At 64.5% G+C, this 13295-nt stretch carries 13 protein-coding genes and 1 other annotated feature; of the genes, 1 reads left to right on the top strand and 12 read right to left on the bottom strand.

Annotated elements, in window-relative coordinates:
* Position 1: 1 nt before the first annotated feature.
* The 12 genes from AB5Y93_RS08920 to AB5Y93_RS08865 all read right to left on the bottom strand — a co-directional run bounded on the left by AB5Y93_RS08920 (position 2) and on the right by AB5Y93_RS08865 (position 11152).
* On the bottom strand, positions 2-1258 hold the full coding sequence (locus tag AB5Y93_RS08920) for a cyclopropane-fatty-acyl-phospholipid synthase family protein (RefSeq protein ID WP_045523635.1): 1257 nt from the start codon (positions 1256-1258) through the stop codon (positions 2-4).
* A gap of 106 nt (positions 1259-1364) precedes the next feature.
* A complete protein-coding gene (locus AB5Y93_RS08915) occupies positions 1365-2144 on the bottom strand; it encodes a DUF1365 domain-containing protein (protein WP_203764401.1) in 780 nt (259 codons plus the stop codon).
* A complete protein-coding gene (locus AB5Y93_RS08910) occupies positions 2141-3400 on the bottom strand; it encodes an NAD(P)/FAD-dependent oxidoreductase (RefSeq protein ID WP_049637022.1) in 1260 nt (419 codons plus the stop codon). Before AB5Y93_RS08910 ends, AB5Y93_RS08915 begins: the two co-directional genes overlap by 4 nt.
* On the bottom strand, positions 3397-4131 hold the full coding sequence (locus AB5Y93_RS08905; protein ID WP_010673321.1) for an SDR family NAD(P)-dependent oxidoreductase: 735 nt from the start codon (positions 4129-4131) through the stop codon (positions 3397-3399). The genes AB5Y93_RS08910 and AB5Y93_RS08905 overlap by 4 nt, the downstream gene beginning before the upstream one ends.
* Positions 4128-4556, bottom strand: a complete 429-nt coding sequence (locus AB5Y93_RS08900) for a nuclear transport factor 2 family protein (RefSeq protein ID WP_010673320.1) — start codon at positions 4554-4556, stop codon at positions 4128-4130. The genes AB5Y93_RS08905 and AB5Y93_RS08900 overlap by 4 nt, the downstream gene beginning before the upstream one ends.
* A 1-nt stretch (position 4557) precedes the next feature.
* Positions 4558-5982 (bottom strand): deoxyribodipyrimidine photo-lyase, encoded by a 1425-nt coding sequence (gene phrB, locus AB5Y93_RS08895; RefSeq protein WP_368229198.1) that lies wholly within the window; start codon positions 5980-5982, stop codon positions 4558-4560.
* Complete coding sequence (locus AB5Y93_RS08890) at positions 5979-6866, bottom strand: MerR family transcriptional regulator (RefSeq protein WP_039041375.1); 888 nt, start codon at positions 6864-6866, stop codon at positions 5979-5981. Before AB5Y93_RS08890 ends, phrB begins: the two co-directional genes overlap by 4 nt.
* A gap of 139 nt (positions 6867-7005) precedes the next feature.
* A complete protein-coding gene (locus tag AB5Y93_RS08885) occupies positions 7006-7950 on the bottom strand; it encodes a DUF523 and DUF1722 domain-containing protein (protein WP_010673317.1) in 945 nt (314 codons plus the stop codon).
* 173 nt (positions 7951-8123) lie between these two features.
* Positions 8124-8753, bottom strand: coding sequence for an outer membrane beta-barrel protein (locus AB5Y93_RS08880; RefSeq protein ID WP_039041374.1), 630 nt, complete (start codon positions 8751-8753; stop codon positions 8124-8126).
* A 178-nt stretch (positions 8754-8931) separates the two neighbouring features.
* Positions 8932-9486 (bottom strand): DUF3157 family protein, encoded by a 555-nt coding sequence (locus AB5Y93_RS08875; RefSeq protein ID WP_039041373.1) that lies wholly within the window; start codon positions 9484-9486, stop codon positions 8932-8934.
* Positions 9487-9574: 88 nt separating this feature from the next.
* Entirely contained in the window at positions 9575-10438 is an 864-nt protein-coding gene (locus tag AB5Y93_RS08870) for a hypothetical protein (RefSeq protein ID WP_161646646.1), read from the bottom strand.
* Between the two features lie 114 nt (positions 10439-10552).
* Positions 10553-11152 (bottom strand): HAD family hydrolase, encoded by a 600-nt coding sequence (locus AB5Y93_RS08865; protein WP_368229197.1) that lies wholly within the window; start codon positions 11150-11152, stop codon positions 10553-10555.
* 191 nt (positions 11153-11343) lie between these two features.
* Positions 11344-11477 (top strand) — a sequence feature (Phe leader region).
* Positions 11478-11515: 38 nt separating this feature from the next.
* On the opposite strand from AB5Y93_RS08865, the gene pheA reads away from it, so the two are divergent.
* A complete protein-coding gene (pheA, locus tag AB5Y93_RS08860) occupies positions 11516-12688 on the top strand; it encodes a prephenate dehydratase (protein WP_103244400.1) in 1173 nt (390 codons plus the stop codon).
* Positions 12689-13295 lie beyond the last annotated feature (607 nt).

The raw sequence follows: 13295 nt of genomic DNA, 5'->3' as shown, positions 1-13295 counted from the left end.
ATCAGCGACCGCTTGCCGGCAAGTCCCCGGACCAGCCATGGGGCCCCGGCTTGGCAGCCTCCAGTTGCACCAGGCTGATGGCCCGCTCCCAGAATCCCCCTTCACAGTAGGCGAAGTAGAAGTGCCAGAGCCGGATGAAATCCTGGCTGTAACCGAGTTTGGGCAGCTCCGGGGCCAGCGTCAGGAAGCGTTCGCACCAGTGGGCCAGGGTACGGGCATAGTGGTGGCCGTGATCGTGCAGCCGTACCAGCTGCATGTCGGTCTCCCGCGCCAGCAGACCCGCCATCTGGGAGACGCAGGGCAGGCAGCCTCCCGGGAAGATGTAGCGCTGGATGAAGTCCACCCCGCGCAGATACTGGGCGTGGCGCTGATCGGCGATGGTGATGGCCTGGATCAGCAGGCGTCCGCCGGGCTTGAGCAGGCGTGACAACTGGCGGAAATAGTCGGGCAGGAAGGCGTGCCCCACCGCCTCGATCATCTCGATGGAGACCAGCTTGTCATAGCGTCCCTCCAGCTTGCGGTAATCCTCCAGCAGCAAGGTGATGCGATCTCCCAGCCCCTCCCGCTCGATCCACGCCTTGGCATAGTCGTGCTGGGCCCGGGAGATGGTAGTGGTGGTGACCCGGCAGCCGTAGTGACGGGCCGCATAGACGGCGAGACCGCCCCAGCCGGTGCCTATCTCCAGCAGATGGTCGTCCGGCCCAAGCTCAAGCCGCTCGCAGATGGTGCGCAGCTTGGCCTGCTGCCCCTCCTCCAGGGTGGCATCCGGGTGGGGATAGATGGCGCTCGAATACTGCATGTGATCGTCGAGAAAGCCCTGATAGAGGGTGTTGCCAAGGTCATAGTGGGCGGCGATGTTGGCGCGCGAACCGGTCAGGGTATTGCGATTGAACCAGTGGCGCACCTTGTTGAACGGGAAGCTGAGCCAGCCGAGGCGCCGTTCCAGGGCGTCGAGCAGCGGTAGATTGCGGGCCAGCAGGCGCACCAGTGCCACCGGCTCCGGGCTGGTCCAGAGACCCTCCACCCAGGTCTCTCCTGCGGCGATGCTGCCCCCCAGCAGCAGGCGGCGATAAAACGCCGGATCCTGCACCACCAGCTCGGCATGCAGGTCGCTGCCCGCCTTGCCGAAACGGTGGCACTCGCTGCCGTCGTGGAGCACCAGCTGGCCCTGCTCAAGGCGCGCCAGCAATTTGAGCAGCAGTTGCTTGGCCCCCTTGTCGATGAAAGAGGCAGAGAGGGTTGATTGAGCAAGTTCCATTAGCGGCTCTCCGAATGGGTCAAGATTGGGGTCGTTCGGTTGGGATGAACCCGCACCATAGGCTGCTGACAACACCAGGAAGCGGAGTTAAACGGGTGTGTCAGCGTCACGGGCGGCTCTCCGGATGGGTGAAGACGGGGGTGCGTTTGATAAAAAGGCGCAGGGCCTGCCAGTAGATCCCGAGCAGCACCTTCAGGGTCATCCAGGGCCAGCGAGCCAGCAGCGCCGCCAGCCCCTTGCGCGACAGCGGCGCGCGGCGCAGGGCCAGGGTGGCGTCAAACAGCTTGCTCTCACCGGATACGGGGTGGCTCTCGATATGGATCAGCGCCTCCTCTTTCGGCGCCCGGATGCGCCAGTGGTAGCGCATCCCCAGTCCCATGAAGGGGGAGACATGAAAATCCTTGTCATGGGGGGAGAGCGCCGCCAGATCCAGCAGGTAGTAGTGGCGCTCGTTCCAGGGGGTATTGGAGACCTCCGCCAGCAGGTAGCGGGTCTCCCCCGCCCGATCGCAGAAGTAGAAATTGACCGGGCTGAAATAAAACCCGAGGCAGCGCACGTTGCCAAGAAGCAGCACCCGCCCGCCGGGCTCCGCATCCCCCCCAAGAGCCGCCACCTTGTCCCAGACCGCCTGCTTGAGGGGCCCTTCGCTGCCCCGCAGATAGTCCTCGCGGCGAAACGAGAGCAGTCCGGCCCGCTCCACGGCAAACCAGCGCCCCTGCTCAAGCCCGGGCAGTTCGTCCAGATCCAGCCCCAGCATGAAGAGGCTGTAGGAAAAGGCGTGGGGACGCGGCGCGAAGCGGCGATGGCGCACCGAGCCTTGCCAGATGGCGCTGATCCCCTCCCCCATTCCCTCGTCCCCCTGCGTCAAGGCCGCGGCGCCGCTCATAGCTCGGCCCCGAAGCGTCTGGCCACGTCCAGGGCGCTGCGCACCCCGTCCTCGTGAAAACCGTTGTACCAATAGGCCCCGCAGAAGTGGGTATGCTGATGGCCACAGATCTCGCCCCGTCGCTGCTGGGCGGCGATGGAGCCCTGATTGAATACCGGATGATGATAGACGAAACGGCGTAATACCTTGCTCTCGTCCACCCGTCCACGGGGATTGAGGCTGACGCAGAAGGGCGCGGGGGAGCTCACCCCCTGCAGGATGTTCATGTTGTAGCTCACCAGGGGGCGCGCCCCATCATCCTCACCGAGCTGGTAGTTCCAGCTCGCCCACGCCTTGCGGCGCATCGGCAGGCAGGAGGCGTCGGTGTGCAGCCAGACGTCGTTGGCCTGATAGGGCATGTTCCCGAGGATGGCCCTCTCTCCGTCGCTCGCATCCGCCAGCAGGGCCAGGGCCTGATCGCTGTGGCAGGCGAAGATCACCTCGTCAAAATGGGCCTCCTGCCCCTGGCTGGTGACCACGACGCCATCCGCCACCCGGCGCACCGCCTCCACCGGGGTAGCGAGGCGGATGCGCGACTGCCAGCCCGCCGTGAGCGGCCCTATGTACTCTCGCGAGCCACCCGGGATCACATACCACTGGGGCCGGTTCGCCACCTCCAGCAGCCCGTGGTTGGCGAAAAAACGCAGAAAGAAGCTCAAGGGGAAGGCACGCATGTCCGCCAGGGTGGAGGACCAGATGGCCGCCCCCATGGGCAGGATGTAGTGGCGGGCGAAGTAGTCGCTGAATTTCCCCGCCTGCAGGAAGTCCCCCAGGGTCAGCTCGGGGGTCAGCTCCCGCTGGCGATGCGCGGCCAGCCAGGCCCGCGCCTCCCGGTTGAAGCGCAGTATCTCGGCGACGAAGCGATAGAAGCGCGGGCTCAGCAGATTGCGGCGCCGGGCGAACAGGGTATCGAGGTTGTGGCCGTTGTACTCCATCCCCTCGGGACTCTTGACCGAGAAGCTCATCTCGGCGGGTTGGCGCCCCACCCCGATGCGCTCCAGCAATTTGAGGAAGTTGGGATAGGTGCGGTCATTGAAGACGATGAAGCCGGTGTCGATGGCATAGTGGCGCCCAGCCTGTTCCACCTCCACGGTGGCGGTGTGGCCTCCCAGGGTCGGCGCCGCCTCGAACAGGGTAATGTCATGCAGCTTGTGGAGCAGAAAACCGGCGGTGAGACCGGAGATACCGGAGCCGACGATGGCGATCTTTTTCTTCATGAAGGGCGTCCTTTCGAAACGAGTGTGCGGCCAAGGCGCAGCCAGAGCCCCGTCGGCAGTGCGCCGAGCAGGCGCAGCAGCCAGATGAAGCGACGGGGAAAGTGGATCTGGTGGCGACCGGCGGCAAGCCCCGTCATGATGGCGCGGGAAGCCTCTTCCACCGTCACTAGGCAGGGCATGGGAAAATCATTCTTGTCGGTGAGCGGCGTCTGCACGAAGCCCGGGCGGATCAGGGTCACCCCGATGCCCTTGCTGGCCAGATCCAGGCGCAACGTATCCGCCAGATAATCGAGGGCCGCCTTGGAGGCGCCATAGGCCTCCGCCCGTGGCAGGGGCAGCCAGCTCACCGAGGAGCTGACGATGGCAAGCCGTCCACCCGCCCCCAGTCGCGGCAACAAGGCGGCCAGGGCGTTGCCGGTGGCGATGAGGTTGGTCTCGATGACCCGGGCAAACAGGGCGCCGTCAAAGCCTTCTGCCGGATCCATGTATTCACAGTTGCCCGCATTGAGAATGAGCAGGTCGAGGGCGGGCAGGCTCGCGGCCACCCCGGCCATGGCGGCGCTGTCGCGCGCATCGAATCGCAAAGGGGTGATCCCAAGATCGGCCAGTGCCTGCAAGCGCACCTCGTCCCGGCCACAACCCCACACCTGCCAGCCGGCGCGCCGATAATCCAGCGCCAGCTGGCGGCCGATGCCCGAGGTGGCCCCGGTGATCAGCACCCGGCCGCTCATGTCCCCAGCCTCCCCTTGATGGCCCGTACCACGGGCCCCAACAGCGGCAACTGCTCGTAGAGCATGGCCCCGAGATCGAAGTAGTCCCGGTGCAGGCACACCTTGCCCCAGGAGTCGAACGTCAGCCGGGTGGCCCCCTCGACCCTGACGGCCCGGCCACCGGCAATCCTGGGGTGGGAGAAGGTCATGACCCAGGCGAGCCAGGCTTCGTTGCCCGACTGCTGCTGACTCGTTATCTCGAAACTGCACTGGGCAAGGCGCTCATAAAGGGAGGAAAAGTAGCGGGTGAGCGCGGCCAGCCCCTCTATCCGGTGCGCAGGATCGATGAAGAGCACCTCATCGGCATAGACCTCCGGCAAGCGGTGCAACTGATGCTTGTCCAATTGCAGGTAGAGGATGACAAAGCGGGCCAGCGCGTCATTCATGCTAGTTTTTCTCCAGTTCGCGGAACATCTCGATGGCCCTCACCCGTGCAACGGCATGATCCACCATGGGGGCCGGATAATCCTGCCGCCCCTTGAGCCGCAACCAGTCGTGGGGCTCGTGAAGATAGGCAGCAGGCACATCCGCCAGCTCAGTGACCCAGGTACGAATGAACTCCCCTTGTGGATCAAATCGTTGCCCCTGGGTGGTGGGGTTGAAGACCCGGAAATAGGGCGCCGCATCGGCCCCTGTCCCCGCCGCCCACTGCCAGCCGCCATTGTTGGCCGCCAGATCCCCGTCGATGAGCCGGCTCATGAAATAGTCCTCCCCGAGCCGCCAGTGGATATGGAGATCCTTGGTGAGGAAGCTCGCCACTATCATCCGCAGCCGGTTGTGCATCCAGCCGGTGGCGTTGAGGCAACGCATGGCCGCATCGACCACGGGGTAGCCGGTGCGCCCCTCGCACCAGGCGGCGAAGGCATCCGGATCCCAGCTCCACGGCAGGGCCGCCGTCTCCGGCTTGAAGGGGCGGTTCATGGAGAGGCTCGGGATCAGCACCAGCAAGTGGCGGTAGAACTCGCGCCAGATGAGCTCGTTGAGCCAGACGAAACCGGGTTGGGCCTTCGACTGGGGCCGGTAGCCGAGACGCTGCTGCAGCGCCCCCACGCACTGGCGGGCACTGATGATGCCCGCCGCCAGATAGGGGGAGAGCACGGAGGTGCCCGCCAGCGCCGGAAAGTCCCGGGTCTCGCCGTAATCGAGCACAGCCTGATCCAGAAAAGCGTGCAACCGGCGGCTCGCCTCGGCCTCCCCCACCGGCCAGCGGGTGTCCGGCGTCAGATCCCCCAGCCCGTCGTCCACCCACTCCCGCTCGGCCAGGGGCCGCCACGGCAACCGCTCGCCGCGTGGTGCGGGGGCACGGTGAATGACGAAGCCATCCTCCTCGAGAGCCTTGAGCCAGGCGCGGCTGAAGGGGGTGAAGACCTTGAACATCTCCCCCGACCCGGTCAGCACCCGACCGGGCGGCAGCACGCAGCAGCCGTTGAACCAGTGGCTGGTCATGCCCTGCTCCCCCAGCGAGGCGCTGACGGCGTGGTCGCGGCGCAGTTCGTCGATCTCGATGGCCTGGTTGGCGTAGAGCTGGCTCACCCCGAGCTCCCGGCAAAGCGCCGTCAGCGCCGTCGGCACCTCGGCAAAGGTCTCGACCCGCAGCAAATGAAGCGGAATGCCGAGGGCCGCCAGCTCGCGGCCCATGGCATCCACCTGTGCCAGCATGAAGCGCTGGCGGACCGGGGCCAGCTTGTGCTGCTGCCACTGGGTCGGCGAGACGATGAAGAGTGCGGCGACCGGTTCATCTCCGGCGCAGGCGTGGCGCAGGGCCGGGTTGTCGGCCAGACGCAGATCGTTGCGAAACCAGACCAGCCTCATGACGGTGTTCTCCCGCCCTTGCCCTTCGCCTTGGCAGTGCGGGTCGTCGCACTGACCTCTGCCAGGGTGGCGTGCCAGTTGCGGGCACGCCGCCACGGCTCATCGTAGAGGCGTCCCAGCTCGCCAAAGAAGCGGGTGCCCGCTGGCCATTCGGCGGCCTGGTCCTGCTTGCCGAGCCCGGCCCCCAGCAGGATCAGCCAGGGGGGAGTGGCGCGCCCCTCCAGCAGGGTGGCATGGCGGGGCTCCACCGCCCCCAGCAGTTGCACCTCATAACCCTGACCGATGAGCTCATACGCAGCCCAGACCAGATCCAGCGGCCCCACCTGCCCCCAGCTTGCCAGGGTGACGGGGACGCCCTTCTCCTGCTCGATGAGGTGGCGGGCGAAGCGGGTATGCAGCCAGCCGAGCCACACCTGTTGCAGCAGCTCGCCATCGGGACGCTCGCGCCACAGCCCCAGCAGCCGCTCCACCAGGGGCTGTAGCACCCGGCTGCGCACCAGCTCGAAGGGGTAGCTCGCCAGCAGATCGCCAAGCTCGGCCTCCGCCTTGCGCTGGTTGAAGGCGAGCAGCGCCTGGCTGAACTGCTCCAGGGTCTGCTGCCAGTGATCGCTCACTGGCGCACTCTGGGGCTCGCTCAACAGCCCCTTCACCTGACCTATGCTCACCCCCCGCTCCAGCCAGCTCAGGATCTCGCCTATCTGGCGGATGTCCTGCTCGCTGTAGAGGCGATGGCCCTTCTCGGTTCGGGCCGGTTGCACCAGCCCGTAGCGGCGCTGCCAGGCGCGCAGGGTGACGGCGTTGACGCCGGTGAGGCGGGAGACCTCGCGAATGGGGTAGACGCCCTCGTCGGGGAGAGGCGCGGCTGCTTGTGATTCATCAGACATGAGAGAGTCCATCAGACGTTGGGAAGAGGCCCCGGTGATCCGCCGGGGCCTGCACAGGGTGTTCAGAGCCCGTAGCGCAGCTTGAGCGTGTCGGGATGAAGGTCGAGGTAGGCCTGATCGGCCAAATCCAGCCACACCTTCACAGCCCGTAACGCAATTTCAGCGTGTCGGGATGGGGATTGAGGTACACCTGCTCGGCGAGATAGGGGTTCGGGTACTCGCGCAGGTAGTGGCGGATCAGGGTAAGGGGCACCAGCAACGGGAAGACCCCGGTGCGGTACTTGTCGATGGTGTCGCACAGCTCCTGCTTCTGGGCCGGGGTCAGCACCCGCTTGAAGTAGCCCTGCAGGTGCATCAGCACATTGGTGTGGCTGCGGCGGTTGGCCCGCAGGGTCAGCGCCGCCATCAACCCCTGGATGTAGCTGTCGGCCACCTCCTGCAGGTTGGCCTTGCCAAGGTTGGCGAGCAGGCGCCCCAGCGCCCGGTAGTGGGTGGTGGCGTGGGAGAGCACCAGGTACTTGTAGCGTGAATGGAAGCGGATCAGGGCTGAGGCGGTGATCCCCCGGGCGCAGAGCTGCTGCCAGTCGTGGTAGGCGAAGACCCGCAGCACGAAGTTCTCCCGCAGGATGGGGTCGCACAGGCGGCCATCTTCCTCCACCGGCAGCAGGGGGTTGGCCTCCATCAGCGCCTTGGCGAAAAGGCCGACACCCTCCTTGGCGCTCCCCTCGTTGTTGGCGCCATAGATGCGCACCCGCTCCATGCCGCAGCTGGGGGACTTGGCGCAGAGGATGTAGCCGGATAGGAAGTCGAGCTGGCGTGCCTTCTGCTCGCTGAAGGCAATCAGCTTGTCGGTGACGTCGAAGCTGCCGTTGCTTGCCTCGGCCCGCACCTCGCCCTGGCGCTTCACCAGCCGGATGGCGGCGCGGGGTGCACCCAGGCCAATGGCCATCTCGGGGCAGACGGGGTGATAGTCGAAATGGGCGCCCAGATCCCGTTCGCAGAAACTGGATCGTTTGTGGCCCCCGTCGAAGCGCACTTCCTGGCCGAGCAGACAGGCACTGATACCGACCTTGATCTTGTACATGATGAAGCCCCTTGTATAAGCCTTGAGTAAGTTATAGCAGTTATACAAAAAATTGGAAGCTGTATAACTATTGCGAACTGATACGGCCAGGGGACGGCGGGCGGATCAGCCCCCATAAAAAAAACCCATGACCGAAGTCATGGGTAAAGGTGAAGACCCTGCAGGAAGGATGATCAGAAGCTGTATTTCACACCCAGGCTGGAGATGGAGCCTTTTTGCAGATCCCAGTTGCGATAGGTGTAGTCGGCGGTGAGGGCCAGGTTCTGGGTCAGCTTGTAGGCCGCCCCCGCCTTGAAGTCGTGCATGTCGTCGGTCATGTTGGCGTAGCGATAGCCGGTGGAGAGCTCGACGGCGCCGATGTCGTAGCGCAGGCCCACTTCTCCGTAGAGGCTGCCGCTCTTCTTGCGGGCCAGGGTATCCCAACCGGAGTGGTTCACGTCGGAGGCCAGCTCCCGTTCCAGGCTGTAGCCCATCAGGCCGGTTTCACCGTAGAGGTTCAGGCCGGTGCTGAGGGGGGTGTAGACACCCATCCCCAGGCTGGAGATGGCCATGCTGTCGTTGCCGCTGCTGCGGGAGGTGTATTCGCTGCCGATCCGACCATAGACATTGCTGGTGAAGCTCTTGGAGAGATCCAGGCTCAGGCCGCCGAAGTCGCGGTTCTCCCCATCCTTGCCACCGATGTAGTCAGACTTGGTGTGGGCCCAGGTGGCAGAGCCCTTGGCATAGCTGAAGGCATCTTGCGCCAGGACGGAGGTGGAAGAGAGACCGGCCAGAACCAGAACAGACAGTGCGATCTTTTGCATTTTGTTGACTCCATGGGTTGAGTTAGGCGGACCTAACTGGAATGGAGCCATTGTGACGGGCAAAGGGGGCAACGCCGAGGAGCAAGCTGTTGCCAAACCATGTCAGATGTAAGCGAATATTGCTGGCAGTTACCGGTGCAACACTCTGCGGGGGAGCGAGGGCTCCCCCGCCGTCATCCTAGCGGAACTCCACCTCGTCGATCTGCACCCGCACCAGCGGCTTGCCGGTGAGGCCGGCGGGTCGTGCCAGCTCGATGGCCCGGGAGGCGCGAGCCTCCCCCTTGCGCAGGTAGGAGTCAGGCAGGCGGTTCTCCCCGACCCAGAAGCGCACGGGCTCGCTCGAGAGCTGCACCCCGTCGGCGCTGAACAGGGTCAGGCTGCCGTTGACGCGCACCACGTTGCGACTGCCGGTGTTGCTCACCACGAACTGCAGGCTGAGGGGATCGTCCCCCGCCACCTGGTCCAGCTTCACCGTGATGCCGTCCCGGGTCGCCTGGGAGAGCAAGTCGGGATGGGCCATGGCCTGCTCGGTCAGCACCGGGGCCGCGACACTCGCCGTCACTGCCTGACCGGCTACCGTGGCTGCCGGCTTGACCAGCAGGTATTCCCAGGTGAAATCGTCATTGAGTTGCACCTGGCGACCATCCGGCAAGGTGATCTGGTGCAGGGGAGCCGCCTCGGCCAGCAGAGGGCACAGACAGAGGGCGACCAGCAGTCGGGAGAGGGGTTTCATGGGCAGGCACTCGATAAAGGATGCGAAGGGGGCAGTATAAAGAGTCGCGCCCTCCTTGCCTATGACCCCCCTCACGTTACGCCCCGGCTCAGATGACCAGGGGGTGGGGATCCTCCAGCGTGGCCAGATCCAGGGTCACCAGATCGAACTGGGCACTCCTGAGGGCCTTCTGGATGGTGGGCTGCATGTCGAACACCAGGGCCCGCAGCCGTTCGGGCACCCGGATCCTCGCAAGGGTGGTGACCCTGTCACCCAGGGTATGGAAGAAGACCTGGGCTCCCCCCAGCCCCATGTCCACCAGCATCTGCTCGGCCATGTCGACCATCCGCAGGTGCCGCCTGTCCAGGGAGGCCATATCGACAAACCGCCGGCTCAGGCAGGCCTCCCCCACGTCTCCCCAGAGCGCCAGTTGCCGCTTGTGAAAGCCGTAGCGAAAATCCCGGTTGGTCATCCCCTGCTCGGCAAAGATCCAGAGGGTGTTGGCGGGCAGGCTGTGAAAGCGGCGCAGGTACTCCCGCTTCTCCTCCACCGAGGCCGACATCAGCAGCGGCGGGCCCTCTTCATGTTCGAGCTGCTGGCAGAGGTAGCGCACCGGGTCGGTCACCTCGGCGAGGTGGCCCAGGTGGGCGCTGAAGATCATCTCGTCGGTCTTGAGCACCTGATGGGGGATGCCGTAGTGCCGGCAGTAGCGCTGGGCCCTGGCCACCGACTGGCGGCTGAGGGTGGGGTTGTCCAGGGTGATGGCGCGAAATCGCACCCCGCTGGCCCGGCACAGATCCATGCTGTAGCAAGATTCCAGTCGACCGGAGAAGGAGACAAGCAGTTCGCTGTAACCGGCCAGGGTGTTGATGAGCCTCTGTTCCCTGGCTTGAAAGGTCTGATCGTATCCCCGATGCAGCGCAACGACATTGGCATCCATAACAACAACTCCGGATGATGAACTGGATACCATTTTGCCCGCACCAAGCTGAATATACACTTAAAGAGCATGGATAAAGCTGTACGTTATTTGCCCTCAATCAAGGTTTTGCACACTTTTTTCGCTGCGAAGCGAAACTGGCTCTCCTCAGGCAGGCAACAACCCCTGAGCGATCAGATGCGCCCGGCACCGGGCCGGATCGGTGAAGATCAGCCCCCGCAGACCGAGCGCCTCGGCCGCCGCCACGTTGGCCGGGCTGTCGTCGATAAAGAGGCACTCCCCAGCCTTGAGGCCGAACGACACCAGCAGATAGCGGTAGATGTCGGGCTCGGGCTTGAGCATCCGCACCCGGGCTGACACCACCTTACCGCTGAAGAAGCGCCAGAAGGACTGATGCTGCTCCAGCCAGTCGATGCTGGCGTGCCCCATGTTGGAGAGGGCATAGAGGGTGTGGCCTGCACCGTGCAATTCTTCGATGAGCGCCACCATGGCAGGATCCGGCACAAGGGAGGACGGCACCGCCTGCAAGATGGCCAGATTCTCCGCCATCGACAGGCCGGTGCGCCCCTGCGCCTGACGGGCCATGGTGTGCAGGGAGAGCGTCCCCCTGTCCACCTCCAGCCAGTCCGAGTGGTTGAACAGCTGCTCCGCGATCGCAGTCGCCCCCTCGGGTCCGCGCACCGCACTCACTATGGCCACCGGATCCCAGCGCACCACCACCCTGCCCAGATCGAAAATCACCGCCATCGTCTCGTCCCCTCTATGTGTTGTTGCCACGGATGTGGTCACGGCGGTTGCCACAAACAGGGACCAGAACGACGCTCACTCTCCCCCGGCAACCCGAGCCACCACCCTGCCCCGTTCAACGCCCCCGGGCAAGTTTTACTTGCATCGCACCGCCAAATCCCTTAATGGTTATGGCGTTACATTCAGGACACGCCCATGAACACACCATTCTTCTTTGTTTTCTCGTTTACCCGGCCCACATGAGGGAAGGCCCGTCGTCACGTGAACCATTCGCGTAAACAGAAACCAAAGACGAATCGAGCCTCCCCAGCGGAGGCTTTTTTTTGCACCACACACCACAGAATCACTGGATAGGGAACCACCATGGCAACGCTCGACGAGATCAGACACGACATCACCCAGTTGGATCAGGAGCTGCTCGCCCTGCTGGCCAAACGCAAGACCCTCAGCATCGAGGTCGCCCGCGCCAAGCAGGCCAATCCCCGTCCCATCCGTGACCACCAGCGGGAGCAGGACCTGCTGGTCGCCCTGATCCAGAAAGGGCGTGCCCTCGGACTGGATGCCCAGTACATCACCCGCATCTACCACACCATCATCGAAGACTCCGTGCTCTCCCAGCAGGCCTACCTGCAGAGCCTGCTCAACCCCCAGCAGCAGGAGCCCATGACCAGCGTCGCCTACCTGGGACCGCGCGGCTCCTACTCGAGCCTGGCCGCCCGCAAGTACCTGGCCCGCTACAAGGATCAGGTGATCGAGGTGAACTGCCAGAACTTCCGCGAGGTGCTGGACACCGTGGAGTCGGGCCGTGCCGCCTTCGGGGTGCTGCCCATCGAGAACACCAGCTCGGGCTCCATCAACGAGGTGTACGACGTGATGCAGCACACCACCCTCTCCATCGTGGGTGAGCTCACCTATCCCATCGAGCACTGCATCCTCACCGCCGTGCCCACCGAACTCTCACGCATCAAGACCTTCTACGCCCATCCTCAGGTGTTCCAGCAGTGCTCCCATTACCTCAGCAAGCTGGAAGGGGCGCGCCACGAGATCTGCGACTCCTCCTCCAGCGCCATGATGAAGGTCAAGGAGCTGGCAAGCCCGGAGGCGGCGGCCATCGGCAGCGCCGCCGGCGGCGAGCTCTACGGCCTGGACGTGCTGGCCGAGCAGCTCGCCAACCAGAAGGAGAACTACAGCCGCTTCATCGTGGTGGCGCGCAAGCCCATCGACGTGGCGCCCCAGATCCCGGCCAAGACCACCCTCATCATGTCCACCTCCCAGAAGCCGGGCTCCCTGGTGGAGGCGCTGCTGGTGCTGCGCAGTCACGAGATCAACATGACCAAGCTGGAATCCCGTCCGGTGCAGGGCAACCCCTGGGAGGAGATGTTCTACCTGGATGTCTCCGCCAACCTGCAGACCCCGGCCATGCAGGCCGCCCTGCTGGAGCTGACCAAGATCACCCGCTACATCAAGGTGCTGGGCTGCTACCCGAGCGAAGACGTCAAGCCGACCGCCGTGCCGCCCGTCTTGATGGGAAGCTGATGGGGAGCAGATCCCGCCCCTGCCACACAAAGGCGAGCCCCGGCTCGCCTTTGTGCTCTCTGCGCCCTCCCCGTGAGACGCGGCCCAGTCCCGCCCTTCTCTTCCGGCATTAAACCGCCCTCCACCGCCTTCCTCGCGGACCCGGGATCCTGGCGCGGCTGTCTTTCCACTCACCATCAGGCCATCTTCCTCCCGTGGCGGCCCCCTTTTGCCGCCTGCCGGGCCTTTCTATCGTTTGGCTTTATTTAACGACATGGTGATATCGTTAGATTTACCTAAACAAAAAAGGCCGCCATTCCGGCGCCCGGGCACCTCTTGTTCGGCCTCAGCGCCGTTTTTCCTCGCCACAGGCCGGATCCCGCCCGGCCATCAAGTCCGTTTCTCCTGCCGAAGACCAGATCCCCCCCAAGACGCCAACCCCGGTTATCCTCACCGCAGGCCAGTTATCCCCCAAGACGCCAACCCCGTTTATCCTCCCCAGGCCCTATGCAGTCCAAGGCACCAACCCGGTTATTCCCCGCAGATCCGAGCCCTTTCCCGACCAAACAAAAAGGCGAGCCTGCGCTCGCCTTTGTCTGTGCCGTGATGATCGCCGGGCTCATGCCGG

Origin of the sequence: Aeromonas sp. R10-1 (genome assembly GCF_040908465.1) — a bacterium.
GTDB classification, from domain to species: Bacteria; Pseudomonadota; Gammaproteobacteria; order Enterobacterales; family Aeromonadaceae; genus Aeromonas; species Aeromonas caviae.
Note: the sequence above shows the minus strand (reverse complement) of the source record. Positions and strands in the feature narration are given on the sequence as shown.

What these genes read in the sequence shown, in the direction of transcription:
- AB5Y93_RS08920 (WP_045523635.1), bottom strand. Translation starts at nt 1,258, where the DNA reads ATGGAACTTGCTCAATCAACCCTCTCTGCCTCTTTCATCGACAAGGGG.
- AB5Y93_RS08915 (WP_203764401.1), bottom strand. Translation starts at nt 2,144, where the DNA reads ATGAGCGGCGCCGCGGCCTTGACGCAGGGGGACGAGGGAATGGGGGAG.
- AB5Y93_RS08910 (WP_049637022.1), bottom strand. Translation starts at nt 3,400, where the DNA reads ATGAAGAAAAAGATCGCCATCGTCGGCTCCGGTATCTCCGGTCTCACC.
- AB5Y93_RS08905 (WP_010673321.1), bottom strand. Translation starts at nt 4,131, where the DNA reads ATGAGCGGCCGGGTGCTGATCACCGGGGCCACCTCGGGCATCGGCCGC.
- AB5Y93_RS08900 (WP_010673320.1), bottom strand. Translation starts at nt 4,556, where the DNA reads ATGAATGACGCGCTGGCCCGCTTTGTCATCCTCTACCTGCAATTGGAC.
- phrB (WP_368229198.1), bottom strand. Translation starts at nt 5,982, where the DNA reads ATGAGGCTGGTCTGGTTTCGCAACGATCTGCGTCTGGCCGACAACCCG.
- AB5Y93_RS08890 (WP_039041375.1), bottom strand. Translation starts at nt 6,866, where the DNA reads ATGTCTGATGAATCACAAGCAGCCGCGCCTCTCCCCGACGAGGGCGTC.
- AB5Y93_RS08885 (WP_010673317.1), bottom strand. Translation starts at nt 7,950, where the DNA reads ATGTACAAGATCAAGGTCGGTATCAGTGCCTGTCTGCTCGGCCAGGAA.
- AB5Y93_RS08880 (WP_039041374.1), bottom strand. Translation starts at nt 8,753, where the DNA reads ATGCAAAAGATCGCACTGTCTGTTCTGGTTCTGGCCGGTCTCTCTTCC.
- AB5Y93_RS08875 (WP_039041373.1), bottom strand. Translation starts at nt 9,486, where the DNA reads ATGAAACCCCTCTCCCGACTGCTGGTCGCCCTCTGTCTGTGCCCTCTG.
- AB5Y93_RS08870 (WP_161646646.1), bottom strand. Translation starts at nt 10,438, where the DNA reads ATGGTATCCAGTTCATCATCCGGAGTTGTTGTTATGGATGCCAATGTC.
- AB5Y93_RS08865 (WP_368229197.1), bottom strand. Translation starts at nt 11,152, where the DNA reads ATGGCGGTGATTTTCGATCTGGGCAGGGTGGTGGTGCGCTGGGATCCG.
- pheA (WP_103244400.1), top strand. Translation starts at nt 11,516, where the DNA reads ATGGCAACGCTCGACGAGATCAGACACGACATCACCCAGTTGGATCAG.